Source organism: Acinetobacter sp. YH12041 (assembly GCF_013419975.1).
GTDB lineage: Bacteria > Pseudomonadota > Gammaproteobacteria > Pseudomonadales > Moraxellaceae > Acinetobacter.
Genome location: NZ_VOZC01000006.1, coordinates 191,765 through 215,628, shown reverse-complemented (window position 1 = coordinate 215,628; position 23,864 = coordinate 191,765). Strand labels below are relative to the sequence as shown.

Below are 23,864 nucleotides of genomic sequence, written 5' to 3'. Positions count from 1 at the left end.
CTTAATTAGCCACCTACGCGCGCTTTACGCCCAGTAAATCCGATTAACGCTTGCACCCTCTGTATTACCGCGGCTGCTGGCACAGAGTTAGCCGGTGCTTATTCTGCGAGTAACGTCCACTTATCCCGGGTATTAACCAGGTAAGCCTCCTCCTCGCTTAAAGTGCTTTACAACCAAAAGGCCTTCTTCACACACGCGGCATGGCTGGATCAGAGTTGCCTCCATTGTCCAATATTCCCCACTGCTGCCTCCCGTAGGAGTCTGGGCCGTGTCTCAGTCCCAGTGTGGCGGATCATCCTCTCAGACCCGCTACAGATCGTCGCCTTGGTAGGCCTTTACCCCACCAACTAGCTAATCCGACTTAGGCTCATCTATTAGCGCAAGGTCCGAAGATCCCCTGCTTTCTCCCGTAGGACGTATGCGGTATTAGCGTCCCTTTCGGAACGTTGTCCCCCACTAATAGGCAGATTCCTAAGCATTACTCACCCGTCCGCCGCTAGGAATCAGGTGCAAGCACCCTATCCCCGCTCGACTTGCATGTGTTAAGCCTGCCGCCAGCGTTCAATCTGAGCCATGATCAAACTCTTCAGTTAAAATCATTTCGAACTTTATAAGTAAAGTTCTTAAACTTGGCTCATCAATTTTCTGACTTAAATTTCGCTCAAATAAACTTCGAGTAATTTAAACCAATCAATCAATGAAAATAATTTCGATCAATCAACCAGTAAAAATCCACACAAGTTGTTCTTCATAATCTCTTAATGATCTTCTTGCTACTTCGTCAGTAGCAAGCTAGGTCGGCTATATTACTCTCTATCTCTAGAAAGTCAACCAGTAATGAAAATTATTTTTAAACTTTCTTTCTAAAACCTAACTCAACCATTTCATGCTAAGTTACTGTTTTATCAGAAGTTTTAATCTTCATCACCGCCGATGGATGTGCATTATAGACCAATCCCAAACAAGCGCAACCCCTATTTTTAAGAAAATACTTCAGTTGATTATTATTTCTACAAAAATGCCGATTTTCCCTATTTTTTGAGCATTAAAGGCATAGGATTGGCCAATGTACTTAATAATTTCTCTTTTTTATTGTGTTCCTGAAAGCGCAAGGAGCGGCAATCTATATATTCACAATAGCCCCCATCCCCATGCTCAGTTTCGCTATTAATTCTGACTTCGTAATTAAAGCTTCCGACATAACCGGCAGCCAAGCCAAATTTGAAATCTCCCCGGCTTTGTCCCTGCAGCCAGATCTGCATTCCTTTGCCATCTTCATAGCACCATTCAAACTCGCGCGGCAAATACATCTTTTGCCCATTTGGGGTAGTCACACTCGGATAAACCCGATGTACCTTGAAATAGACCTTTTGATCGAACATCTGACTGGTCATATTTTTTAGGTCACGTAAATAGATGCGTGACTGAACAATACTGTTCAGACTATCCCGAATTTGTGCCAGCAATAATTGCCGTCCTTCACTCAGGTTAATAATCTGATAGGTCAGAAAGGCTAAAGGCAAATAGGGAAAATTAAAGCTGCGTGCAAATTCAAAACTCCCCAAACTTTCAATGAGATATTTTTGATCTTTATAATGTAAGGTGCCCTGACAATAACAGAGCAAAGACCAATGATCAGCCAGTGCAAAGCGCATTTGGGTGAAGTGTGAAATCAGATTGGTCGTATGGATGCTGAGATCAAAGCTCAGTTCAGAATCAAACCGCTGTAAACGAAAATGCGGAAAGTCGCCTGTCAGTTTTTCACGATCCAGAAACTGAAACAGGCCATACTGAAACTTGCAATCCTTTTTGACTGAATAGCAATTTAATTGTCCTACCATATGCGGACTGGTACTACAGATTACTGTGGCTGTATCCAGTGCATTGGTTTGAATAGCACTCGGATTTGCCAACATCGGTGCATTAGGCTGACCGATAATACTCAGGAAATTAAGATAATGAAGTGGCGCAGGCAGATCAGGAAGTGTCAGGCCCTGATGAATAATTTTATATTTCTGGTTTGGCCCATGATAGGCAAGATTATGCTGGGAAACAGCAGGAGTCTGATTCAGCTGTTTCGAACGATCTAGAAAATCTTGAAGAAACTGCATCTCAAACTCCTTATTTTTATATTGTTATAAGGTACTCTGTCTTTTCGCCATAAAGGTTGTAAGGAAACCAGACAAGGCATATATGACAGAGATCACGAGAATCCCTACCGGAATATTATAAGTCATCGCTGCAAAGATAAACACCGCGATCGGCAATACGAAAAACGGCACCCGTCTACGCTCTACGGTTTTAAATGAATAGTATTTGATATTAGAAATCATCAATAAGCCTACGATTACAATAATCGCAGCATTAATGATTTGTACAGTAAAATCACGAATATCAAACACTGCTGGGAAGTCCAGTCCTACCCAGACCAGTGAAATAATAATGACGGCTGCTAATGGACTCGCAACGCCAATAAAATAACGTTTGTCCACCACTCCAATCTGAACGTTAAAGCGTGCCAGACGGAAAGCCGCACATGCGGTATAGACAAAACAGGCCGCCAGCCCGATACGACCTAAATCACTTAATCCCCAGCTATACATGAGAATGGCTGGTGCCACTCCAAAAGCCAGCATATCGGACAATGAATCGAACTGTTCACCGAATGGACTTTGTGCCCCAATCGCACGTGCTACACGACCATCCAGACCATCAAATAAAGCCGCCAGGAAAATGGCATAAATAGCTTGCTGGAATTCGCCATTCATACTGGCAATAATCGAATAAAAGCCTGATAACAACGCAGCGGTTGTAATCAGGTTAGGCCACAGATAGATACCTCGACGCTTAACTCTTTGCCCTTCCTGGGTATGTTCTACCTCTTCCACTTCGAAGGTGATGCCATCAAATGGCAAATCTTTGGAAGATTCGTGTTCCGGCTTATTTGTACTTGTCATTCTTGTCGATCCTAACTATGACCCGATCTTTAAAATATTATTCGCCTACTAACCAACGAACTGCAGCATGACCGCCATTTTCCTGCATACGTAAATGCGGGAATAACCATTGCAGCGCTTCGTCTGCATCTTCAGAGAACTTCCATGGTGGGTTAATCACCAGTAAACCACAACCATTTAAACCCACTGGCGTATCATCTGGCCATACACAGATTTCACATACCAACTGACGGCGAATTCCGGTCTTGAACATTTTTTTCTCGAAACGTTCAATCATGGCACGGTCTTTAATTGGATACCAAACTGCAAATACGCCTGTCGGCCATTTTTTATAAGCAGCAACCAGTAATTCAACCAGTTGCGGGAAGTCTTTACGCTCCAGCTCATACGGCGGATCGATCATCACCAGACCACGTTTTTCTTTCGGTGGAATGACTGCGAGCAAGCCTTCATACGCATCACGCTCATGCAAACCGGCGCGTTTGTCAAAAATGTTATGACGTAACTGCTGGAACACATCACGCTGCATTTCAAAAATGGTGGCCTTGTCAATTTCACGCATGCCTTCCAGTGCAAACCAAGGTGAACCCGGATATGCACCTTTACCAAAGTTTTCACGCATTTTCTCAACAATTTTTAAATATTGTTGTACGCCTTCTGGCGCATTACGCTTGACCGAATCATCCAGCTTGATCAGACGATGAATACCGTTCAGGAATTCCCCTGACTTTTGCGCTTCAGAGGTGGATAAATCATATTTACCTGCACCACCATGTGTATCCACATAGCGATATGGTTTATCTTTTGCATTGAGTCGAGTCAATAATTGAAGCAACAATACATGCTTCATGACATCGGCAAAGTTGCCAGCATGGTAATGGTGACGGTAATTCATGTTTCATTAATTCCTAATATCAACCGCTATTTTAACATGAAAAATAGTTTCGTTCAGACCCGATTCTTACATAGAATAGCGCGACCCCAATTTACCCTTCTAGGTGAGTTTCTATGGAAGCAGTTCAACTCCCGGCAACCTGGCCAGTTGATCAGATTATTGATGATCTAGATCAGCATGGTTTTAGCATGATCGACAATGCTTATGCCCCATCCTATGTTGAACAGCTGATTGCTGAATGTACCAGTAATCTGGAACGCTTTCGTGATGCAGCCATTCAGAATGGCGTAGTCAGCAATATCCGCAGTGATCACATTCTCTGGCTCAATGAAGATCTGGAAATTTCTAACCAGCATGTGCAAACCTTACAGGCTTTAGGTCATGAGCTGAACCGCGCTTTCTTCCTCGGCATTAAAGATGTGGAAGCCCATTTTGCCTGCTATAACGCGGGTGAGTTCTATGCCCTGCATCGCGATAATCCTCAAGGCAAAAATGGCCGGATGATTTCTGCGGTTTATTATCTGCATGATGATTGGCAAGATAACTGGGGCGGCGAACTACATCTGCAGGATAAAAATGATCAATGGCATATTATCCAGCCTAAACCAAACCGTATTGCCTTCTTCCAAAGTGACTTAATGCATGAAGTTTTAAAAGCCAAACATCAACGTTTATCAATCACCGCCTGGTTAAGAAGTGATACCTGTTTGCTCTAATCCTTTTTCCACGCTTTAAATTTCAATTTTCAGCCTCATATAGCAATCATTGAGATATAAGGACTGCGTTCATGCGACCAACCCCCAAAGAGATCATTGCACGCATTGGTGAAACAGATCAGCTGTTTTTAAATGGCAATACGCCTGAGCTGGCGCTTGAACGGGCGGATCTTCGTCTGCAATTGGTGACTATTAGCCAGTTACGTCAAGAGCAGGTGCATTTCCTGCAAGAAGCGATTGTTCTGCTGGAGCAGAGCCGGATTGAATTTGAAGAAATGCCACTGGATTTGTATATCAATCTGTCTTTACACCTGGCCAAAGCCTATATGATCTACTTTGAGCTGACCAAAGAAGATCATTATGCGCTTATTACCCAGCAGATTCTAAAACCAATGACCAATTATGAGCATGCGGATATTTATTTCTTCCTGGCTTATGCATCTGCCAGTAAGAAAGAGCCTGCCATGACTCGTCACTGGCTAAATAAATACAGTAAAACGGCCCATTTTGACCATGAACTGGTAGGCCAGCATCCGGCATTTGATGAATATCGTCAACTGGAATGGTTTATCCAGATTCTGCGTAGCCGTATGCATTAAAACAACGAAATCTGTTCCTATAAAAATGCCTCACATTGATGAGGCATTTTTTATGAATTAATTTAATTGACTCAAGCCAAACGGCGTCGATCTGCATCCAGATGCAATTGCTGATTCAGTTCATCAATCCAGATTGCCCAGTCATCATCCTGTACCAGATGACTAATCAACAGCGAACGCTGCGCTTTATTCCAGAACGGTGCTTCATGCAGTGACATATGGGCAGGTAGCTGATGAGTACGTATATAAAGCTCAATTGCCGCCGGGCTGTTAGCCAGGCCGAGTTGAGAAAATAACAGTTCTAAGGATGGTTGGTTCTTCCCGAGCATATGCCCTCCTTATATCAGATATATTGTAGTTATTTATAGGACTAACTTATAAGATAAGACAAAAAAAACCTAGTCAAAGGACTAGGTTTTGTTGTGTCTTTTTGTATAAAGAAACTTTAATTGCTTTCAGGGCCTTCTTTATCACTTTCGACATGTAAAAGCTGGTTCAGTTTATCAATGATTACGATCCATTCATCATCCTGATGCCAGTGTTCGCGAAGAAAAGCGCTTTGCCCCTCATTCCAGAAATCTGCATCCGGCAAAATCACGTCTGATGGTAGCTGATGATTTTTGGTAAATTCATCAATTGATGCTTCATCAGCAGGCAAGCCTAATTGCTCAAATAATAATTCTAAAGTCACTTGCTGTTCTAATACCATTCGCTCACTCCATCATAAAAATAATCAGTTCATTGATTTGAAAATATTATTGACGCTTAGAAGAAGGTAGATCACAAGAACCACTTCCTTCCGCCTCAATATGCAATTGCTCATTGAGTACATCTACAAAAATTGCCCAGTCATCATCTTCTTTCCAGTGACCAATCAGAAAATCATGTTGGTTTTTGGTCCAGAAAGGAGCTTTATGTAAGGGGACGTCCATCCCAATCTGATGGGTTTTGATAAATTCATCGATTGCTTCCGGGCTTGAATCCAAGCCGAGTTGCTCAAAAAAAAGTTCCATGGTAGGTCGCTGCTCTAACATCTCAGTACCTCCTCTTTTGTTGATGATTCTTCTTATTAAACTAGATGAGCCACTCGCAAAGTTCAGTTGTCCCTCCTTCACAAGATGTTATTTTTTGTTCTTTAAATTTTTTAGAAATAGCAATAAAAAAGCACCCCCAATGGAGTGCTTTTTTAACTTAATCTTAAAAAGATTAAATTATTTGATCATGTCAGCAACTGCAGCGCGCTCTTCTTCAAGCTCGTTCAGTGTAACGTTGATACGTTCACGGCTGAATTCGTCGATTTCAAGACCTTGAACGATTTTGTATTCACCGTTTTCAGTAGTTACAGGGAAACCGAACATTACGCCTTCAGGGATACCATAAGAACCGTCAGAAGGAATACCCATAGTTACCCATTTGCCGTTTGTGCCAAGAGCCCAATCGCGCATATGGTCGATTGCAGCGTTCGCAGCAGAAGCAGCAGAAGACAGACCACGTGCTTCGATGATCGCAGCACCACGTTTACCAACAGTTGGAAGGAATACGTCTTTGTTCCAAGCTGCATCGTTGATTTTGTCTTTCAAGCTTTCGCCGTTTACGTTAGCAAAACGGTAGTCAGCATACATTGTTGGAGAGTGGTTACCCCAAACAGTCATGTTTTCGATGTCAGAAACTGCAACACCCGCTTTTTGAGCAAGCTGAGTTAACGCACGGTTATGGTCAAGACGCAACATTGCTGTGAAGTTTTTCGCTGGAAGATCTGGAGCAGATTTCATTGCGATGTAAGCGTTAGTGTTCGCAGGGTTACCTACAACAAGAACTTTAACGTCACGGCTAGCAACTTCGTTCAGTGCTTGGCCTTGACCAATGAAGATTTCGCCGTTTACTTTAAGCAGGTCAGCACGTTCCATACCAGGACCACGTGGACGTGAACCAACTAATAGAGCATAGTCTGCATCTTTGAAAGCTACTTTAGGATCATCAGTACCGATCATGCCCGCCAATAATGGGAAAGCACAGTCGTCTAGTTCCATCATTACGCCTTTAAGCGCTTGCTGAGCTTTCTCAACAGGAATTTCTAATAATTGAAGAATAACTGGTTGGTCTTTACCAAGCATTTCACCGCTTGCGATACGGAATAATAGGCTGTAACCAATTTGACCAGCAGCGCCAGTAACGGCAACGCGAACAGGTTGCTTCATGTAATTATCTCCAATTGAGAGGATCGTCATAATGATTAAATAGCTGTTCTATCTAATCTTAATAATCATAAACGGCAAAGATTGTACTCCAATCCTCTTCGAGATGCATGTAAAAGAGAATGGATTTCAACAAAAGTATGATAGGAAATATAAATTAATTTGACTAAAAAGCTTAGTATGTCCCTTTTATTGTGACAGTTTTTGGGCATGTATTAATAATGTTTGCAGGACAGCCTTTATAGCCACCATTGGCGTTGTAGCAGACCTGGATGGAGGTCAGCAGGCTGGATGCGCGGGTCTGATGGCAGTTAAAGCGCAATGCTGTTGAAGGCAGTTGCGGATTGATTTTCAGAAATTTGGAACGCAGCATATCAATGGAAACGGTATGACTTTCCTGCTCGGTGAGTTCTTCAGGAACTTTCAGACGATCAGCATGATTGATCACGGTACGAAAATACTGCGTGGCATTCATCGGAATACAACCACCAATATTATGCCAGAGCAATGCGCGGGTATTTTCATCCGGCATGATACGGGCCACCACTTTAGCCTGCAAAGGCGGTAACTTCGCAGAACTGGTAGTAGTGCAATGTGTTGATGTGGTTTGAGGATAGAGACCAGAAATATTTAGGGAATAACCTTCAAGACATTTTCTTTTTTTACTGTAGGCCGGATCCAGACTGCAAAGTGCCGGTACCATCTGGATGTCCATGACATAACCCGTTGGCAGTGCAAAGGCAGCTGGACTTGCTGCTAAAAATAAAAGCGCAGCCCATCCAGCAGAAATTTGAGCACCCCTTATTCCCTTGATCAACAAACTATCCTTCCCTTAGATTTCTTGAATGCTATGGTGTATTACGTAACGGAATGGCTTGCATACGCTTACCGACCGATTGTGCGCCCTGTCCCAATAAAATACCGTAATATGTCGCGTTCGTCATGACATGTTTCACATAATCTCGCGTTTCCAGTAAAGGAATAGTCTCGGTATATTGATCCGCAGCAATACTTTGGAATTCGGGTTGCCAACGGCGGGCACGGTTCGGGCCGGCATTATAACCTGCTGTAGCCAGTACTGGACTATTGCTCAATTGACGCTGAATTGTTGATAAATAGTAAGTTCCGTAACGGATATTGGTGTTCATATCAGTTAAGGCTGCCGGGTTATAGGCTTCACCCATTTGACGAGCAACCAGTTTGGCGGTGTCCGGCATGATTTGCATCAAACCACCAGCGCCTACATGAGAGCGTGCGCCAGTATTGAAACGGCTTTCCTGACGCATCAAACCATAAGCCCAAGCGGCATCAATGCCAGCATTACGGCTATGACTCACGACATAATTCTGATGTGGCATCGGATAACGATAGTTGTAATTATGCTTGTCCGCAGTACGATCTGCTGCATAAATGGCACGGTCATACCAGCCCATATCCATCGCACGTTTGGCTGCTGCCAACAGTAAATCGTCATCTTTTCTTAAATAAGCCTGACGAACTGCCCAGTTCCATTCACGGTTAATATAATTCTCTGGTGCATTAATATTACGTAAGGCAAAGGCACGGCGGAAATGAATATCCTGATTCAGGCGTTGCATGGCCTGACTGGATGGCTGTGCCGAGTTCGGTGTAGAAGCCGTTAACTGGCCTAATCTATCCCGTGCTAGCAGGTTATGATAATCCTCGCCGACTGCCAGTTTTTTATAGATACTTTCTGCTGCCTGTTTTGAAGCGCGATCTGTGCGCTGTTCACTGGCACGTGCCAGCCAGTATTGCCAGCGGTCTTCCTGTTTCTGGTTCACGCTCATGGTATCAATGGCACGAATCAGACTTTCCCAGGCACTAAAACGAATCGCCTGACGGGCATAAATTTCGGCTTCTTCCGGACTAAATGGCAAACCATAGCTGGCATCCAGATAGTTCAGCACTTCACGGTTGAAGTTATTCTTCATTACCGTAGTGCCGCCGATATAACCCACAGTTCTGAATAGTGTTTTTTGTACTTGTACCGGTGTGCCTTCAGCAGTACGTTTCACTATGGACATTGCTGAATCAAGATCACTATCTGCCAAACGTCCTAAAGCATAAATAAGATAGGCATGATCAGCGGCAGTGCTTTTAGGGGCTGACCATAAATAATTGGTTGGATTGGCCTGAATGGTATTGAGCTGAGCCAGAGACAGGTTAAGCCCTAAACCTTGTGCAGTGGCAATCGCCTGTCCAGACTGTCCGGCACGCAATTGCACCCACAAACGCTGCTGGCGGTCTTCATTGGTCATAAGCGGACTGGATAACATCATGCGTCCCAAGCCTGTACAAGACTCAGGTTGAGAGTTTGTGGTCAGCCAGACATCCTTAAACTCAGCATAGACCAGCTGATCGCCACTTTTGGCACGGACTTGTGCAACTGCACAGGCTTCAGCCGGATCGGCATTGGTGACATATTGCAGAACTGGTTGCGCAGTAGAAAAGTCAGCCATTTTGACTTTTTCTTCGACATAATCGGCTGCGAGTTTTTCTGCCATAGCCGACTGAGGATAACGTTGGGCAAAACTGATAATTTGACTGGCAGGTTGGGAGCCAAGGTTCTGGTTCAGAATCCAGTATTCAGGATAATAGCCCAAGACATCATTTTGCATGGCAGACTGATATTGTTGTAATTGTCCGATATTTCCAGCATTTGCCGCGCGTAAGGCATCATTAAATTGTTCTTCTGCTGCTTGCGCACTCATTGAACAGAGACACGCCACACTCAAGCTTAGTAATTTATAATATTTCTTCATATTTTTAGTGTGTTTAAACATCAATTTGCCTTCTATCATCGAGTTTTCGCCCAGCCCCTGTTGCCTATCATAAGAGTTAGCCGGAAAATTATAACCCACTGTATTGTTCACTTATGTAACCTTATGATTAGACAATATTAATTTTCAGACACTTTTTGTCCATAAATCAATATTTTCCCAGCCGCATTTTAGGCTATAAGTTTAAGCGACTTTCCTGCTAAAATATGCGCCTTTTAAAGATTTCAGAACGTGAATTGAATTTTTATTTACCCGTTTGCCTATGCAAACAGGTTATTCGTTCACTCTTTCGACGTATTACCTTGTAGGAGCCTACATGACGGTTCAAACCTTCATTCCGAATGGTGCCCCAGCTGCCTCAGAAAACACTGTCACCCAGCCAGCGCACACCCCAGCCATCGATGGTTCAGTTAAAAAACTGTATATCGAAACGCAAGGGTGTCAGATGAATGAGTATGACAGTCACCGTATGGCAGATCTGCTGGGCGATTCCCACGGCTATGTGCTGACCACCGATCCTAAAGAAGCGGATATTCTGCTGATGAATACCTGCTCGATCCGTGAAAAGGCACAAGAAAAAGTATTCTCAGAATTGGGCCGCTGGCGCAAGCTGAAAGAAAAAAATCCGGATCTGATTATTGGTGTCGGCGGATGTGTGGCCTCTCAGGAAGGTGACAATATCCAGAAACGTGCCAATTATGTGGACATGATTTTTGGTCCGCAAACCTTGCACCGTTTACCGCAAATGCTGGACCAGCATTTTGAGCAGGTCGAAAAACCGAAAAAAGAAAAAATTAAACTGGTCGATATTTCGTTCCCGGACATCGAAAAATTTGACTTCCTGCCTGAACCGCGTGTTGAAGGTTATAAGGCCTTTGTTTCGATCATGGAAGGCTGCTCAAAATACTGTTCTTTCTGTGTAGTTCCATATACACGTGGCGAAGAAGTATCTCGCCCGCTGGATGACGTTCTGGCTGAAATTGCTGGCTTAGCAGAAAAAGGTGTGCGTGAAATTTCCCTGCTCGGTCAGAACGTGAATGGTTATCGCGGTGAGACCTTTGACGGAAAAATCTGTACTTTTGCCGATCTGTTACGTTTGGTTGCAGAAATTCCAGGCATTGGCCGTATTCGTTATACCACTTCGCATCCACTGGAATTCAATGATGATTTGATCCAGTGCTACCGTGACCTGCCACAGATGGTGTCACATCTGCATTTACCGGTACAAAGCGGTTCCAATGATGTCTTACAGGCGATGAAACGTAACCACACCATTGATGTGTATATCGAGAAAATCGAAAAGTTACGTAAAGTTCGCCCAGACATGCATTTATCTTCAGACTTTATTATCGGCTTCCCGGGCGAAACCGATGAGAACTTCGAAGAAACCTATCAGTTTATTCAGGATCTGGATTTCGATCACTCTTATAGTTTTGTTTATTCAAAACGTCCGGGCACCCCTGCTGCAGAGCTGGAAGATACAACACCTGAACAGGTGAAAAAAGAGCGTCTGGCCAAAGTTCAGGAGTGGATTAAACAGTCCAGTATTCGTAAAACAGATGCTATGCTCGGTACAGTCCAGCGCGTACTGGTTGAGAAAGTTTCTGATAAAGATCCGAATGTTCTGGTGGGTACAGCAGACAATACCCGTTATGTCACCTTTATTGGTGATGCATCGTGGGTAGGACGCTTTGCAGAGATCGAAATCACCGAAATTAAAACTTTAAATTTAGTTTACGGTGAGCTCTTGAATCTTGAGCCTGACGTGGCGTAATGTAGAGCATATAACGTACACTTCTAAAAGGAACACTCTTGACTGCAACGATTCGACGTACAGTAGCTTTTCCTGGAATTTCGATGGACCGTTTACAAGCCGTCTTAGGTGCCTATAACGGTCATTTGAAACAAATTGAACAACGTTTAGACGTCAAAATTTCCCACCGAGGTGAAAGTTTCTTTATCGATGGTGGAATCGATGCCGTTGAGAGAGCCGAAATGCTCTTGCAACGTCTTCATGAAGAATCTGAACACAGCCAGCAGATCAGTGCAGATACTTTGCATATGATGATTCAAGGTAGCCAGACCGATCGTGAACTCCAGGAGAACCTGGAAGAACAGGAACATACCGGTCTGGACAATGTCTGGCTGCAAACGCGCAAAGGCCGAATCAATCCTCGCGGTGCCAACCAGAAACGTTATGTACAGCGTATTCTGCAAAGTGATATTTCCTTTGGTATTGGTCCTGCGGGTACCGGTAAAACCTATCTCGCCGTTGCAGCCGCTGTAGATATGCTGGAGCGTAATGAAATCCAGCGTATCTTACTGGTTCGTCCTGCAGTTGAAGCGGGTGAAAAACTTGGATTCCTGCCGGGGGATTTAACCCAGAAGATCGATCCGTATTTGCGTCCCCTTTATGATGCCTTGTATGAGATGCTTGGTTTCGAAAAAGTGGCCAAGCTGATCGAACGTCAGATTATTGAAGTTGCACCGCTTGCCTATATGCGTGGTCGTACCCTGAATCATTCTTTTGTGATTCTGGACGAAGCCCAGAACACTACACCTGAACAGATGAAGATGTTCCTGACCCGTTTAGGTTTCGGTTCACGTGCAGTGATTACTGGTGACGTGACTCAGGTGGATTTACCACGAGGTCAACAGTCTGGTCTGGCACATGCCTTACGTGTGATTGATAAAATCCCTGAAATTCATATTACCCGTTTCCATTCTCGTGACGTCGTGCGTCACCAGCTGGTTCAGAAAATTGTTGAAGCCTACGAAGGCTGGGACAGTGAACAGCAGCGTTTAAGCGCTGAGGCTCGTGCTGAGCGTAAAGCCCGTCAGGAAGCCTTGATCGCTGAGAATGATGCTGCGGCTGATGCACAGCATTAAAGCTGCATTATTATTTAATTTTTAAGGATTCACGTTGAAACTTAGTCTCTCCCTGCAACAGGACTTTCAGTCACCAGAACTGGTGCTGAAACGTGCCTATATTAAAAAAGTTGTAGAAACCACTTTGCGCCATATCGGTACCCAAAGTGATTGTGAAATTGGCATTGCCTGTGTCGATAATGACGAAAGTCATAAACTCAATCTGGAATATCGCGGCAAGGATAAACCGACCAATGTCCTGTCTTTTCCAAGTGAACTTCCAGATGAAATGGCACAGGTGCTGGATGCTTTCCCGATCGGTGATTTGGTGATTTGTATTCCAGTAGTGCTGCGTGAAGCTGCTGAACAGGACAAAGCTCCACTAATCCATTTCACCCATATGCTGGTACATGGCACTTTGCATCTGATGGGTTATGACCATGAAACTTCAGAGGAAGATGCTGAAGAAATGGAAGGCATTGAGATCGAGATTCTGGACAAACTGGGTATTGCTAATCCTTATCTGGAAAGAGATTAAAATTCAATAATTAAAAAGCGGGCTAAGGCTCGCTTTTTTTATTTTATTCACTTCATAATAAGCTCAATTTAAGAAATAAAATAAAAACCTCCATGCAATATGTCGTGATTTTCAAAGCGCAAATTAAAGAATTAGATCAGTGTTATTTTGAAACAGCCCAGCGAATGAGAGAAAGAGCCCTTTCACAATTTCATTGCCAGTATTTTGAAGCTTTAACCGAAGGTACTCAGGAAATTGCGCTTTCTTACTGGAACAGTCTTCATGATATTCGCGCCTGGCATGAAGATGCTGAACATCAGGCCGCTCAAGAGCTAGGAAAATATAGCTGGTATACATATTTCAGCGTGGAAGTCTGTGAAGTTTTACGGCGCTATGATGCACAGTTAAATTAAATACTCATCGATCCTTATTTATTTTTTTCTTGATCTGTTCTTAGATACAGAGTTTTAAAAAATATCTGCTTACGCATTCATGATTTCTTCCAGAAATACATAAGCACATAATGAACTTTAACAAAGAACTGTGCTTCAAAAATTTTAGGAGAACGTAATGAAAAGATTGTTCTCGACTGCATTACTTATTTTCTCTCCTTGGCTGTGTTCAGCACTTTATGCCCACTCAATTCCCATGTGCCCAAAAATCAAATTTCAACAGAACCAAAGCTCATGGGCAGGCCATTATTATTTAAACGGAGTTATGGAATTAGGTTCGGAGTTGCTGTTACAAGCAGATGGTACCTTTAAATGGTATCTGGCCTATGGTGCTCTGGATCAATTTGCCGAAGGAACATGGTGGCAAAATAAAGAGTGTATTGGCTTAAAAGCAGATCCAAAGTACCAGGACTTAATGATATTTCCCAAATATCTAGCCATAGATGAAAACCATTTAAATGTGGTCTGGGACGATGGAACTCAGCAAGGTAGTTATATACAGGCGAAGCGTCCCGATTAACGCACCTCAAACTCTGCTTCAGCTGGATCAAAGCGCCAGGTTCGAATGATTCGTAGCTCGGAAATATCCGACATCTTGGCATCAAATGCTCCGAATGGTGCTGCCTTACGTACTGAAGATTTTGCAGCTTCATCTAGCAAGCTATGCCCTGAACTGTCAATTAAGCGAATTGCACGGATTCCGCCGTTCTGGTTTAAGATCACCATCAAACGTACCTCTCCTGCCAGATTCTGCTGTTTGGCCGCGTCTGGATAATAACGGTTACCATAGAACTCCACTTTTTGACGGAATTTTTCCAGATAAGCCGCAGAGACATCCTGTTTAGACTGGATACCATCTACGGTTTTAATTTTTTGCTGACGACTGAAGTTTTGTTGTCGTTGCAGATATTGGGCTTCCAGACTGGCTACCATAGCGGCTTTGGCCTGAAACTGACTTTGTAACTGTTCCTGCATTTTTTTGCGCTGATTTTCTTCTGCCTGTTTTTGCCAGCTTAAAGTCGTCATCAGTACTTTTTCTTCAAAGCTTAATTCACGCTGCTGTTGCAACATGTCCGGACTTTCTTGCTGCTCTTCTCCGGTCTTTTGCTCCATCAACGGTGCAGGCATATCGCTCGACATACGATGTGCTTCACGAAATTTGCCTGAACCTTGCTGATCAGTTTGAGCCAGAAAATCTGCATGCTCAATTTTTTCATCAGTTTGACGAATACTGACCGCAATCTCTTTAGTCATGCTCTCCTGATCTTGTGGCATACCAAATTCCAGCGTGAGAAAAATCACGTGCAAAATAACAGCTGCAAATACGGCGCTATTAAAAATTGGATCTTTCCACCAGGCTTTGACCAGAGGCATTAATATCATGGTTGATCTCATCGCTACGAACCCAGACTTGAGTCCATCCCCCAAACAGCATTTTTAAAATTAAAAAATAAACGGCTTTGCATTTTTCTTTTAAAAATGCCAAACCCATCAAATCTTCAACGTTACATAACTAAAACCCTAAAAATGGTGCTATTTATTTTGCTAAACTGCAAGCTGAAACTCTTGTATTTTTTATACAATTCGACAAGATACACTTCGAATTAAAACATATAGTTGCCAGGACGCTTAAAGATGCAAACGCTAATTTCCAATATTTCTAATAAAATTCGCCAGGCATATCAAAAGGCGGAAGGATTTATTGAGGATGAACGCGAATTTCCTTTGTCTCAAGTTTTCCTGAATGCGACATTTCAACGTTTTGTCACTGACAATGTTTCCATGCTGAAAGATCTGCATGCCGATCTGCATGATGACTGGTTACGACTCTATGCCACGCTGGACTATAAAGGGTTGAACGTGACCTTATCAGTTGATTTAAAACTGGTGCAAATGGAGTTAAATAAAAATACGCAGCTCATCGTATTTGAACAGATCAGTGATACTCAGTTGATTGAAGCCAAATACCCAAATGTCTTTTATAAACTGGGGGTACGATTCGCCCTGTTTTTCTATCAGCGCGTGCTGAATAAGGACCCTCTTGGCATGATTCTGGAAAAACTCGGTGTCATTAAAGTAAAAGATGATTTATTGCATCTGGATCTGAATCGCTGGTTAGGTAAAAACCGCTCGGTGATTGAGACGCTAGGTAAGGTTCATGTGAACCATGCAGTACTTCGTGAAGCTGAACTGGTGGTAATCGGTAATGTGAATCTTGCAGCCCTGTTCAGAAAGCTTTCTCAGGAAAAAGAAGAGAAATGGGACGAAGACGACATGGATGACAATAAAGTCACACCGATCAAACAGAAAGAACCGACTTAAACTGTGTGTAATTCAACATCTAAACAAACACACCAGTAAATACATGAAATATACATTTTTATTGAAAATCTCCCTTCATTTTCCATATTTTGACCAAATAATAAAAAGTAGAAAGTGATCAATTTTATCTGAAATTACACAGGACAATTTTTTATGGCGAAAACTGTATTCAAAACTTTAGGTGTGACTGCAGGCTTGACTACCGCAATGGTACTTACTGGTTTATCCACCCAGACCTTCGCCATGGCGCCCTTCCAGGCCAATTATCAGTTTAGCTATAATGGAAAAAATATGGGTTCTGCTACCCGTACCTTGAGCAAATCTGGTAATAACTGGACCTATGTTTTTGCAGCTAAAGCAGGTGGTGTAGCTTCGGCAACTGAAACCAGCCGTTTCACTTTTAATAATGGCAAGATTGGTTCAAGCAGTTTCAGCCGTACCAGTAAGATTCTGGTGCATAGCAATACCATGAGTATCAACTTTAATCCGTCTAGCAAAACAATCAGTACCAAGAAGGATGATGAAAAACGTTCTTTTGCCTGGAGAGCAGATGTACTGGATGAGCTAAATGCTGAATTGCAGATTCGTGAAGACCTGAAAAATGGTGGTTTAAAATCGAATTACTACATTGCTGATGCCAAAGAGGTAGAAGGCCGTAAATTCGTCAAACAAGGTACAGAAACGGTGAGCACCAAATATGGTTCATTTAGTACCATTAAAGTAGTGATTAAACACAACAAACCAGGCCGTGAAACTACTTTCTGGTTAGCACCGAAACTGGACTACTTACCAGTTAAAGTATCGCATGTCGATAAGAAAACCTCTTACGGTTTACTGCTGACCGGCTATAACGGTAAAACGAACTAAGGTTTTTTGGTGAATTTCGCTTGATTTTTTTTGGGTGCTTTTTACAATACGCTTTTGCTTTAAAAAGCACCTGCTCTTGAGGATTCTCCCGTGCACGCACTAGAACAGAAAATCTTAGCCGAAGGTATCGTTCTATCTGAAGAAGTTTTGAAAGTTGATTCTTTCTTAAATCACCAAATTGATCCAATCATGATGCAGCAAATTGGTCAGGAATTTGCGCGTCTGTTTAAAGATGCTGGTATTACCAAAATTATTACTATTGAAGCATCGGGTATTGCACCTGCAGTCATGGCAGGCTTGGAGCTTGGTGTTCCAGTAATCTTTGCACGTAAATACCAGTCTCTCACGTTAAAAGATGATTTATACCGTTCTAAAGTATTTTCATTTACCAAACAGACTGAAAGCACGATTGCCATTTCAAATAAACACATCAGCTCAACTGATAAAGTTTTAGTGATCGATGACTTCCTGGCAAATGGTCAGGCAGCACTTGGTCTTGCTGACTTGATTCATCAGGCGAATGCTGAAGTGGTAGGAATCGGGATTGTGATTGAAAAATCATTCCAGCCAGGCCGTGACCTGTTACTTGGAAAAGGTTACCGTGTTGAATCACTAGCACGTGTAAAATCTTTGGCAAATGGTACTGTCGAATTTGTTCGAGATTAAATTTACAAATGAATATTTTAAAGGGTGCTTCGGCACTCTTTTTTATTGGATTTTTTTAATTTCTGTTAGCTAGGAATAACTAAAACATAGCTATAAAACTATCTATTTTCGACTGCACGTAAATAGTTGTACTCCGACTTTTTCTTATGAGATTTCAAGACAACTAAAGCCTCAAGAATTTATTATCCGACAAATAACAACAATTTAAACTGATATTATTATAAAATAAGAGGCCTAACTATCTGCCAATAGTTAGACCCTTGGTTTATTTTTAACAATAAACTATTTGACAGTCACAGTAATACTACCGCTGTTGACAGCACCAATGGCGGTAGTTGTGATACTGTTGTTAACAGCAGTTTGAGTTCCTTCTGCAATTGCACTTACAGATGCATCAATGGTACCTGCATTGTAAGCAATATTTGCTGCACTATAATTACTTAAAGTTTCATTGATTTGCTCACTGTAGTTGGTCGCCAGTGTAGTACTCACTACTTCTGAGATGTCTGAACTATCAGCAACCTCTGAGAGCTCTTCTACAGTTTCTGAGTTATTAGTTGCACTGGTAACTTCACTGAAGTCATAGTTATATGTCTCATCTGATACGTCTGATATCACGCTATTAAAGCTGCCTTGCTCTAGTGTAATACTACCTGTATTCGCGGCGCCAATTGCTGTAGTTTCAATCGTACCTTCAATTGAACTAATTGCATCCTGTGCTTCTCTTGATACCTCTCCTAATGCTTGTAAATCGACGCTGGCATCAACATCACCTGTATTTACTGCAAGATTCAAGGCAGAACCATTTTCCACCTGCTGAGAGATCGACTCCAGGGTCGCTTGTAAACCAGTATCTACGGTTACTTCAGTTGGTGTTTCCTCATCTTGAGCATATGCCATACCTGCACCAGACAGGAAAGCGACGGATAAAGCGATTGTTTTGATCGTGTTTTTCATCGTTGTTTTTCCTTTTTTAGCTTTGAAATACTTCTCGCTCAGTATTTCTTTCTCATAATGGGAGCGAGCCCATTTTTACTGGTCAATTAATCACGCTGAGAACTTGACCAGTAATTTTCTATAACTTCAGGATTGGCATCCCACAACATGGATACCTTCTCCTCTTCTTTTTCTTTAGAATTCGTTTCTTGCGAATTTTTTTCGTTCTTTACTACACCTGAAGAAGATGAAGCTTTTTTCTTACTGATATATTTAATTAAATCTTGTTTACTCATTTCAGGATCTGCTTCAGGATTCTGAATCACTTCGGATTCTTTGTTTTTAGGTGGCTTCGTATCCTTACTCGGTGAATTGGTCGATTTATTTTTTTCATTGGATGAAGAAGATTCTGTTGCAGCTGACTCCTGAACAGCAGTACTGGACGCTATACTATTTTGCTCCTGAATTTTTTTGTACTTATGCAAAGCCACAGAACTTCGCGTCAGATTAAGCTGACCATATTCAGGTGGTATTTGCGCACGGCAACCTGCAAAGACTGGAGGTGGAACGACCTGACTGAGTAATTCAAAAGTGGCCAGATTCAACATTTGCCGTAAAGCAAAATTGGTTGCCTCACGTTCCCCTTTACCGATTTGAACATTTAACAAGGTACGTCCAGTAAACCGCCCTGCACTAATACCATAATCCTGTGCAGCAATCTGCTTTTGCAGCGATACATTCGCAACGACTTTACTCGTACGTGTATCGGTAAGAGATAAATCCAGACCGACCATAATACGGGTTTGACTATAGTTCGGCCCAACACCAGCAATCTGCATATCAAACCCACCCCCCGGAATAAAATCCAGACTGTTAATACTGCCCGTCACATAATAATCAGAGGCCTGAATCTGTCTTGGATCCCGAATCCCCCACTTGGCTTCACTTTCAATAATTCGGGGATCACGTCGGTTCATTAAGTTGACTCCCGCCTGAAATAAAGCAGACTGCACCATATCTCCAGCGCCTTGAGTGACCATTTTCCCACTACCTCCATTGGTCACCACATCTTTACCGGTTTGATCCAGAATCGCACCCACAGAGAAGCTGACATCATTACGTAATTGCCCTTTTAAACAGGATAAAGCCATATCAAAAGGGGTAAAAATATCGGTAATAGGAGGTCCTTGTACCAGTTTCACCGGTTTCTTATTGGAGGGGGCCAAACCAGTACAACCAGTTAGAAAATAGCTCACAAGCACCGGCAAGCTCACAAAAGAAATCTTTCTTCTGGATGGAAAATTCAGCATGCTGATTCTCCCTGTCTGGTACTTAAGTTAGGACACTGTTTGGTATTTTGATTGGTATTCGAATTTACAGGAGCTCCATTTAGAAGCTCGCTTGCAATATCTATATTGTTATCCGAACCCTCTATGTTGATATTATTAGTCGGCGTATTTACTGTACCGATAGAGGTAGTTGAGGTGCTATACACCGTGGTTTTTCCTAATCCAGAATAATAATCCGACTCTCTAAGTTCGATCAGGTTTGCTTGAACCAAATTTTCACTAGAACGTGCTGCTGATGCTTTCCAACGCTGACTCCACTCATCTGAGGTTGCATAAGCGTTACTCAAAAAACATAAACAAATTAAACCCATATTGATCGCCAATATTCTCATAATATTAATATCCTCTGATTCAAAATGTTTATTTAGTTTTTTACTTTAAATAAGACCTAATTTATCTAAAAAATATTTAATCAAATAAAAAAATAAAATAAAGAAATTATCCGTATTCACATATTTTTTATTTTCAAATAAAAAATTAAGTTTATGTTTTTATTATAAGTAAATAAATTTGTTTAAAATTTGTGATTTGTAAGAAATCATTATTAAGAAAAATAATGAATATAAAATTCATTTAATAAACTTGATTTAAATAATATATTTTAAATACTTAAATTAATAAAAAATTAATCTTAAAATAATTAATATTTCCTTTCGTTTTATTTTTATAAAGTCGTAAATTTTTATTTTATTAGCATTTCTAGAAATAATAATAAATATCACATATTAAATAAAATATAATTAATCAATTACCCTGAAAGGCATTTATAAAGAAAGTCTGTTCTATAGATATTTTTTCGTCTCAATATGCCAATTGTCTTTATATGCTCGCATGACCACGGACTTCTTCTTATATTTAGCCACGGCTCAAAACTATTCAAACAAAGAAATGCCTGACTAAATCCCTAAAAAAAGCATATTCATGCTTTAGCTCTGCATATTGTTCACCCCATAGATTAAAAAAATTATAAAAGTGGAAAATGCATGTATTTACAACTCAGCTAAACTTCTCTGAATAAAATTCCACTAGAATCAAATTGGTATGAAATGTTCCTGACTTCAATATTCAGAACTTACATACTGTTGAGCCGGATGTGCTGAATAATTACTTGTCTAAGTAAGGTTCCATATCACACATTTGCTTAAAATGAATAAATACTAATCGCTGATGGAAAATCCTATGCAATGTCCTAAATGTGGTTCAACGGAAATTGAGCTACGCGATCACGAAAAGAATCTGAAAAAAATTGGTGGTATTTTAATGACCTCAGCTGGTGCCACTGCCGGTACAGTAGGTGGTGCAGCCTCTGGTGCTTCAATTGGTGCTGCCATTGGAACAGTCGCAGGTCCTTTAGGGGTAATTGTAGGCGGCACAGTTGGAACCTTCGTAGGCGCAATCAGCGTAGGCATTACTGGTGGCGTGGTCGGAAACTTCTTAGGTAAAAAAGCAGGTGTTTCTGTAGATCGCAATCTGTTTCTGGATTATCAGTGTCTGAATTGCAAACATAGATTCAGTCAAAAAGATCAAAAAGATCAAAAAGATCAAAAAGATCAAAAAGATCAAAAAGATCAAAAAGATCAAAAAGATCAAAAAGATCAAAAAGATCAAAAAGAAGATTAATAAAATCAAGGAAATGAAGCTGATTCTTCATTTCCTTTTTTAATTAATTTCTTAAGCCTGATAGAGTTTTAAAGCAACTTCGGCCAGACGTTTACCCTGTACTTCACACAAAATTTTCTCATCCTGGCTTAAGCCTTGGTCATGTCGTGGGCCACTCACATGACTTGCGCCATAAGGCGTGCCACCACTTTTAGTATTAGACAAGGCTGGTGTCGCATTGCTTAATCCCATGATCATCATGCCATGATGAAACAATGGCGGTAGCATCGTCAGTAAAGTACTTTCCTGTCCGCCATGCATTGAGCCTGACGCGGTAAAAACACAGGCTGGCTTACCATGCAAAGCACCATTCAGCCATAAACTGGTGGTCTGATCCCAGAAGTATTTCATTTCTGAAGCCATATTCCCAAAGCGGGTGGGTGAACCTAATGCCAAAGCAGCACACTGGGCAAGATCATCTAAAGTACAGTAGATATCACCTTCTGCCGGAATACTCGGCTCTGCTTCTTTCACTACGGTCGCAATATTTGGAACAGTACGAATTTTTACAGCCATTCCTGCTGCTTCAACACCATTCGCAATCAGATGCGCCATTTCTTTGGTTGAGCCATATTTGCTGTAATATAAAACAAGGACATAAGGTTGCATAAAGTTCTTATTCATTACTTAAAAAAATAAAACTATACGGTATTTCGCAACTTTTTTGGGTAAGCTGAAGAATGAAAATTCATGATGAATAAAAAAATTGAGATTGAAAGCGCATGATCGTTGAATATTTAAAGAAGTTACCTTTTTATGAAAAACACTGGTTTCAATTTATTTTATTTGTACTACGGCGTTTCGAGGCTGACCGATGTCGTGAGCAGGCTGGTTCACTGACCTATACTACCCTGTTTGCTGTAGTTCCGATGCTGACCGTGTTTCTGGTCATTATCTCTTCAATCAGAGCATTGGAACCGGCACGACAACAGCTCCAACAGCTGATCTATAGTAACTTTTTACCTAAAACAACGATCGCTTTCGATAAAGCCCTCAATGCCTTCACGGAGAAGTCCAGCAATTTAACTATTATCGGTATTCTTTTCTTATTTATCACAACAGTACTGATGCTCAGTAGTATCGAAACGGTCTTTAACCGGATCTGGCGTGTGACTGAAACCCGCGGTGGCATTATCGGTTTTATGCGTTACTGGACCATAATTTCACTTGGTCCAATTTTGCTGGGCAGCGCCTTTGTGATTTCTTCTACTTTGGCCTCCATGAATATTCTCAGTAATAACTTTGCCGGTTATGAACTGGATGGTGCCTTTATTCTCTGGATAATATCTTTTTCTCTGACCGTGCTTGGCTTTTTTATTCTGAACTGGACTATTCCCAATCGGAGTGTACCGCTCAAATCAGCTTTTATTGCCGGTCTGTTTAGTGCCATCGTCTTCGAACTTCTGAAAAACCTGTTCGGCTTTTTGATGTCAAACTTTACCAGTTATGAAATTGTTTACGGAGCTTTCGCAGCTGTCCCTATTTTCCTGCTCTGGATTTATCTGTCCTGGATTATTGTATTGCTGGGCGTGGAAATCAGCTATGCCCTGACTGCATTCGAATCTGGACAGGACAATAAGCGCCATCCAATCGTCATGTTGCTGGATCTATTAGAACTGTTTTATAAAAAGCAGAAAACTGGTGAAAGTGTCAGTGAAGCCCAGGCACTAGAAGTTTTGGGACGGGATGAAATTGGACGCTGGCCTAGCTATGTCAGCATGTTTGAAAAACAGAATCTGATTAAACGTACAGATGACAATGAATATGTGCTGGTACGCGATCTGGATCAGGTCAGCTTCTGGAATTTTTATCTACAGCTTCCTTATCCATTGCCGCGCAAACAGCATCTGACTGATGTGCATACTGATGATCTCTGGATGCAAAAGTTCTCACCTAAACTGAATGAAACTGATCAGTTTCTGGAAGAAAAGCTCAGTTTTCCATTATCAGAACTGTTCCGCAGTAAATAAATTCAATCCTCTCTTTTGAGAGGATTTTTTTAAATGAATTGGATCAATTGTCAGCAGATAATCATCCTTGCTGTCATTAAAGCTATAATCCAAAA

At 41.7% G+C, this 23,864-nt stretch carries 26 protein-coding genes and 1 rRNA gene; 12 read left to right on the top strand and 15 right to left on the bottom strand.

What is annotated here, in order from left to right:
- The 4 genes from FTU00_RS07585 to FTU00_RS07570 form a co-directional block, all read right to left on the bottom strand.
- Positions 1-593 (bottom strand): 16S ribosomal RNA (locus FTU00_RS07585); the annotation flags it as partial.
- 438 nt (positions 594-1,031) lie between these two features.
- A complete protein-coding gene (locus tag FTU00_RS07580; RefSeq protein WP_180179440.1) occupies positions 1,032-2,111 on the bottom strand; it encodes a DUF6670 family protein in 1,080 nt (359 codons plus the stop codon).
- 24 nt (positions 2,112-2,135) lie between these two features.
- Positions 2,136-2,957, bottom strand: coding sequence for a CDP-diacylglycerol--serine O-phosphatidyltransferase (pssA, locus tag FTU00_RS07575; RefSeq protein ID WP_005233819.1), 822 nt, complete (start codon positions 2,955-2,957; stop codon positions 2,136-2,138).
- 37 nt (positions 2,958-2,994) lie between these two features.
- A complete protein-coding gene (locus FTU00_RS07570) occupies positions 2,995-3,852 on the bottom strand; it encodes a 23S rRNA (adenine(2030)-N(6))-methyltransferase RlmJ (RefSeq protein WP_004786802.1) in 858 nt (285 codons plus the stop codon).
- Positions 3,853-3,965: 113 nt separating this feature from the next.
- Here FTU00_RS07570 and FTU00_RS07565 point away from each other — a divergent pair, with 113 nt between their 5' ends.
- The gene (locus tag FTU00_RS07565) at positions 3,966-4,568 is read left to right on the top strand and encodes a 2OG-Fe(II) oxygenase (RefSeq protein WP_159122608.1); all 603 of its coding nucleotides are present in this window, start codon (positions 3,966-3,968) and stop codon (positions 4,566-4,568) included.
- A gap of 71 nt (positions 4,569-4,639) precedes the next feature.
- Positions 4,640-5,167 (top strand): hypothetical protein, encoded by a 528-nt coding sequence (locus FTU00_RS07560; protein ID WP_159122609.1) that lies wholly within the window; start codon positions 4,640-4,642, stop codon positions 5,165-5,167.
- A 71-nt stretch (positions 5,168-5,238) separates the two neighbouring features.
- Here the strand turns inward: FTU00_RS07560 and FTU00_RS07555 are convergent, their stop codons facing one another.
- From FTU00_RS07555 to FTU00_RS07530, 6 genes are all read right to left on the bottom strand, one after another.
- Positions 5,239-5,496: a DUF2789 family protein gene (locus tag FTU00_RS07555; protein WP_104425715.1), complete on the bottom strand. Its 258-nt coding sequence runs from the start codon at positions 5,494-5,496 to the stop codon at positions 5,239-5,241.
- Positions 5,497-5,612: 116 nt separating this feature from the next.
- Positions 5,613-5,876, bottom strand: coding sequence for a DUF2789 family protein (locus FTU00_RS07550; RefSeq protein WP_005233812.1), 264 nt, complete (start codon positions 5,874-5,876; stop codon positions 5,613-5,615).
- A gap of 46 nt (positions 5,877-5,922) precedes the next feature.
- Positions 5,923-6,201 carry a DUF2789 family protein gene (locus FTU00_RS07545; RefSeq protein WP_004786814.1) on the bottom strand — a complete coding sequence of 93 codons (279 nt, stop codon included), beginning with the start codon at positions 6,199-6,201 and terminating at the stop codon, positions 5,923-5,925.
- A 177-nt stretch (positions 6,202-6,378) separates the two neighbouring features.
- Positions 6,379-7,365 (bottom strand): malate dehydrogenase, encoded by a 987-nt coding sequence (locus FTU00_RS07540; RefSeq protein ID WP_004786815.1) that lies wholly within the window; start codon positions 7,363-7,365, stop codon positions 6,379-6,381.
- A gap of 172 nt (positions 7,366-7,537) precedes the next feature.
- A complete protein-coding gene (locus FTU00_RS07535; protein WP_179992790.1) occupies positions 7,538-8,176 on the bottom strand; it encodes a ribonuclease I in 639 nt (212 codons plus the stop codon).
- A 34-nt stretch (positions 8,177-8,210) separates the two neighbouring features.
- Entirely contained in the window at positions 8,211-10,145 is a 1,935-nt protein-coding gene (locus tag FTU00_RS07530; RefSeq protein WP_373686181.1) for a transglycosylase SLT domain-containing protein, read from the bottom strand.
- Between the two features lie 334 nt (positions 10,146-10,479).
- On the opposite strand from FTU00_RS07530, the gene miaB reads away from it, so the two are divergent.
- The 5 genes from miaB (at position 10,480) to FTU00_RS07505 (ending at position 14,520) form a co-directional block, all read left to right on the top strand.
- Entirely contained in the window at positions 10,480-11,937 is a 1,458-nt protein-coding gene (gene miaB / locus FTU00_RS07525) for a tRNA (N6-isopentenyl adenosine(37)-C2)-methylthiotransferase MiaB (protein ID WP_179992786.1), read from the top strand.
- 38 nt (positions 11,938-11,975) lie between these two features.
- Positions 11,976-13,052, top strand: coding sequence for a PhoH family protein (locus FTU00_RS07520; RefSeq protein WP_004786823.1), 1,077 nt, complete (start codon positions 11,976-11,978; stop codon positions 13,050-13,052).
- Positions 13,053-13,086: 34 nt separating this feature from the next.
- On the top strand, positions 13,087-13,569 hold the full coding sequence (gene ybeY / locus FTU00_RS07515; protein ID WP_034171613.1) for an rRNA maturation RNase YbeY: 483 nt from the start codon (positions 13,087-13,089) through the stop codon (positions 13,567-13,569).
- Positions 13,570-13,661: 92 nt separating this feature from the next.
- Positions 13,662-13,961: an antibiotic biosynthesis monooxygenase gene (locus tag FTU00_RS07510; protein ID WP_166135597.1), complete on the top strand. Its 300-nt coding sequence runs from the start codon at positions 13,662-13,664 to the stop codon at positions 13,959-13,961.
- A 157-nt stretch (positions 13,962-14,118) separates the two neighbouring features.
- The gene (locus FTU00_RS07505; RefSeq protein WP_034704356.1) at positions 14,119-14,520 is read left to right on the top strand and encodes a hypothetical protein; all 402 of its coding nucleotides are present in this window, start codon (positions 14,119-14,121) and stop codon (positions 14,518-14,520) included.
- Here FTU00_RS07505 and FTU00_RS07500 read toward each other — a convergent pair.
- Positions 14,517-15,374, bottom strand: a complete 858-nt coding sequence (locus FTU00_RS07500) for an energy transducer TonB (RefSeq protein ID WP_171065445.1) — start codon at positions 15,372-15,374, stop codon at positions 14,517-14,519. The genes FTU00_RS07505 and FTU00_RS07500 overlap by 4 nt on opposite strands.
- Before the next feature lie 261 nt (positions 15,375-15,635).
- Here FTU00_RS07500 and FTU00_RS07495 point away from each other — a divergent pair, with 261 nt between their 5' ends.
- The 3 genes from FTU00_RS07495 (at position 15,636) to FTU00_RS07485 (ending at position 17,855) form a co-directional block, all read left to right on the top strand.
- Positions 15,636-16,322: a hypothetical protein gene (locus tag FTU00_RS07495; protein WP_004786832.1), complete on the top strand. Its 687-nt coding sequence runs from the start codon at positions 15,636-15,638 to the stop codon at positions 16,320-16,322.
- Positions 16,323-16,529: 207 nt separating this feature from the next.
- Positions 16,530-17,189: a DUF3108 domain-containing protein gene (locus FTU00_RS07490; protein ID WP_373686180.1), complete on the top strand. Its 660-nt coding sequence runs from the start codon at positions 16,530-16,532 to the stop codon at positions 17,187-17,189.
- A gap of 90 nt (positions 17,190-17,279) precedes the next feature.
- Positions 17,280-17,855: a xanthine phosphoribosyltransferase gene (locus FTU00_RS07485; RefSeq protein WP_180179439.1), complete on the top strand. Its 576-nt coding sequence runs from the start codon at positions 17,280-17,282 to the stop codon at positions 17,853-17,855.
- A 282-nt stretch (positions 17,856-18,137) separates the two neighbouring features.
- Here FTU00_RS07485 and FTU00_RS07480 read toward each other — a convergent pair whose 3' ends face one another.
- The 3 genes from FTU00_RS07480 to FTU00_RS07470 form a co-directional block, all read right to left on the bottom strand.
- A complete protein-coding gene (locus tag FTU00_RS07480) occupies positions 18,138-18,812 on the bottom strand; it encodes a hypothetical protein (RefSeq protein ID WP_180015257.1) in 675 nt (224 codons plus the stop codon).
- Positions 18,813-18,898: 86 nt separating this feature from the next.
- Complete coding sequence (locus FTU00_RS07475; RefSeq protein ID WP_180179438.1) at positions 18,899-20,101, bottom strand: CsgG/HfaB family protein; 1,203 nt, start codon at positions 20,099-20,101, stop codon at positions 18,899-18,901.
- Complete coding sequence (locus FTU00_RS07470; protein WP_104425705.1) at positions 20,095-20,472, bottom strand: hypothetical protein; 378 nt, start codon at positions 20,470-20,472, stop codon at positions 20,095-20,097. The genes FTU00_RS07475 and FTU00_RS07470 overlap by 7 nt, the downstream gene beginning before the upstream one ends.
- 835 nt (positions 20,473-21,307) lie before the next feature.
- On the opposite strand from FTU00_RS07470, the gene FTU00_RS07465 reads away from it, so the two are divergent.
- Entirely contained in the window at positions 21,308-21,760 is a 453-nt protein-coding gene (locus tag FTU00_RS07465) for a hypothetical protein (RefSeq protein WP_180004387.1), read from the top strand.
- 51 nt (positions 21,761-21,811) lie between these two features.
- Here the strand turns inward: FTU00_RS07465 and wrbA are convergent, their stop codons facing one another.
- Positions 21,812-22,408 carry an NAD(P)H:quinone oxidoreductase gene (wrbA, locus tag FTU00_RS07460; protein ID WP_166135591.1) on the bottom strand — a complete coding sequence of 199 codons (597 nt, stop codon included), beginning with the start codon at positions 22,406-22,408 and terminating at the stop codon, positions 21,812-21,814.
- Between the two features lie 113 nt (positions 22,409-22,521).
- Between wrbA and FTU00_RS07455 the strand changes: the two genes are divergently transcribed.
- The gene (locus FTU00_RS07455; RefSeq protein ID WP_180179437.1) at positions 22,522-23,769 is read left to right on the top strand and encodes a YihY family inner membrane protein; all 1,248 of its coding nucleotides are present in this window, start codon (positions 22,522-22,524) and stop codon (positions 23,767-23,769) included.
- The last annotated feature ends 95 nt before the right edge of the window (positions 23,770-23,864 follow it).

Bases quoted from the DNA above. Each gene is read 5' to 3' on its own strand.
- FTU00_RS07580 (WP_180179440.1), bottom strand. From the start codon at position 2,111: ATGCAGTTTCTTCAAGATTTTCTAGATCGTTCGAAACAGCTGAATCAG.
- pssA (WP_005233819.1), bottom strand. From the start codon at position 2,957: ATGACAAGTACAAATAAGCCGGAACACGAATCTTCCAAAGATTTGCCA.
- FTU00_RS07570 (WP_004786802.1), bottom strand. From the start codon at position 3,852: ATGAATTACCGTCACCATTACCATGCTGGCAACTTTGCCGATGTCATG.
- FTU00_RS07565 (WP_159122608.1), top strand. From the start codon at position 3,966: ATGGAAGCAGTTCAACTCCCGGCAACCTGGCCAGTTGATCAGATTATT.
- FTU00_RS07560 (WP_159122609.1), top strand. From the start codon at position 4,640: ATGCGACCAACCCCCAAAGAGATCATTGCACGCATTGGTGAAACAGAT.
- FTU00_RS07555 (WP_104425715.1), bottom strand. From the start codon at position 5,496: ATGCTCGGGAAGAACCAACCATCCTTAGAACTGTTATTTTCTCAACTC.
- FTU00_RS07550 (WP_005233812.1), bottom strand. From the start codon at position 5,876: ATGGTATTAGAACAGCAAGTGACTTTAGAATTATTATTTGAGCAATTA.
- FTU00_RS07545 (WP_004786814.1), bottom strand. From the start codon at position 6,201: ATGTTAGAGCAGCGACCTACCATGGAACTTTTTTTTGAGCAACTCGGC.
- FTU00_RS07540 (WP_004786815.1), bottom strand. From the start codon at position 7,365: ATGAAGCAACCTGTTCGCGTTGCCGTTACTGGCGCTGCTGGTCAAATT.
- FTU00_RS07530 (WP_373686181.1), bottom strand. From the start codon at position 10,145: ATGAAGAAATATTATAAATTACTAAGCTTGAGTGTGGCGTGTCTCTGT.
- miaB (WP_179992786.1), top strand. From the start codon at position 10,480: ATGACGGTTCAAACCTTCATTCCGAATGGTGCCCCAGCTGCCTCAGAA.
- FTU00_RS07510 (WP_166135597.1), top strand. From the start codon at position 13,662: ATGCAATATGTCGTGATTTTCAAAGCGCAAATTAAAGAATTAGATCAG.
- FTU00_RS07505 (WP_034704356.1), top strand. From the start codon at position 14,119: ATGAAAAGATTGTTCTCGACTGCATTACTTATTTTCTCTCCTTGGCTG.
- FTU00_RS07500 (WP_171065445.1), bottom strand. From the start codon at position 15,374: ATGCCTCTGGTCAAAGCCTGGTGGAAAGATCCAATTTTTAATAGCGCC.
- FTU00_RS07495 (WP_004786832.1), top strand. From the start codon at position 15,636: ATGCAAACGCTAATTTCCAATATTTCTAATAAAATTCGCCAGGCATAT.
- FTU00_RS07490 (WP_373686180.1), top strand. From the start codon at position 16,530: ATGGTACTTACTGGTTTATCCACCCAGACCTTCGCCATGGCGCCCTTC.
- FTU00_RS07480 (WP_180015257.1), bottom strand. From the start codon at position 18,812: ATGAAAAACACGATCAAAACAATCGCTTTATCCGTCGCTTTCCTGTCT.
- FTU00_RS07475 (WP_180179438.1), bottom strand. From the start codon at position 20,101: ATGCTGAATTTTCCATCCAGAAGAAAGATTTCTTTTGTGAGCTTGCCG.
- FTU00_RS07470 (WP_104425705.1), bottom strand. From the start codon at position 20,472: ATGAGAATATTGGCGATCAATATGGGTTTAATTTGTTTATGTTTTTTG.
- FTU00_RS07465 (WP_180004387.1), top strand. From the start codon at position 21,308: ATGGAAAATCCTATGCAATGTCCTAAATGTGGTTCAACGGAAATTGAG.
- wrbA (WP_166135591.1), bottom strand. From the start codon at position 22,408: ATGCAACCTTATGTCCTTGTTTTATATTACAGCAAATATGGCTCAACC.
- FTU00_RS07455 (WP_180179437.1), top strand. From the start codon at position 22,522: ATGATCGTTGAATATTTAAAGAAGTTACCTTTTTATGAAAAACACTGG.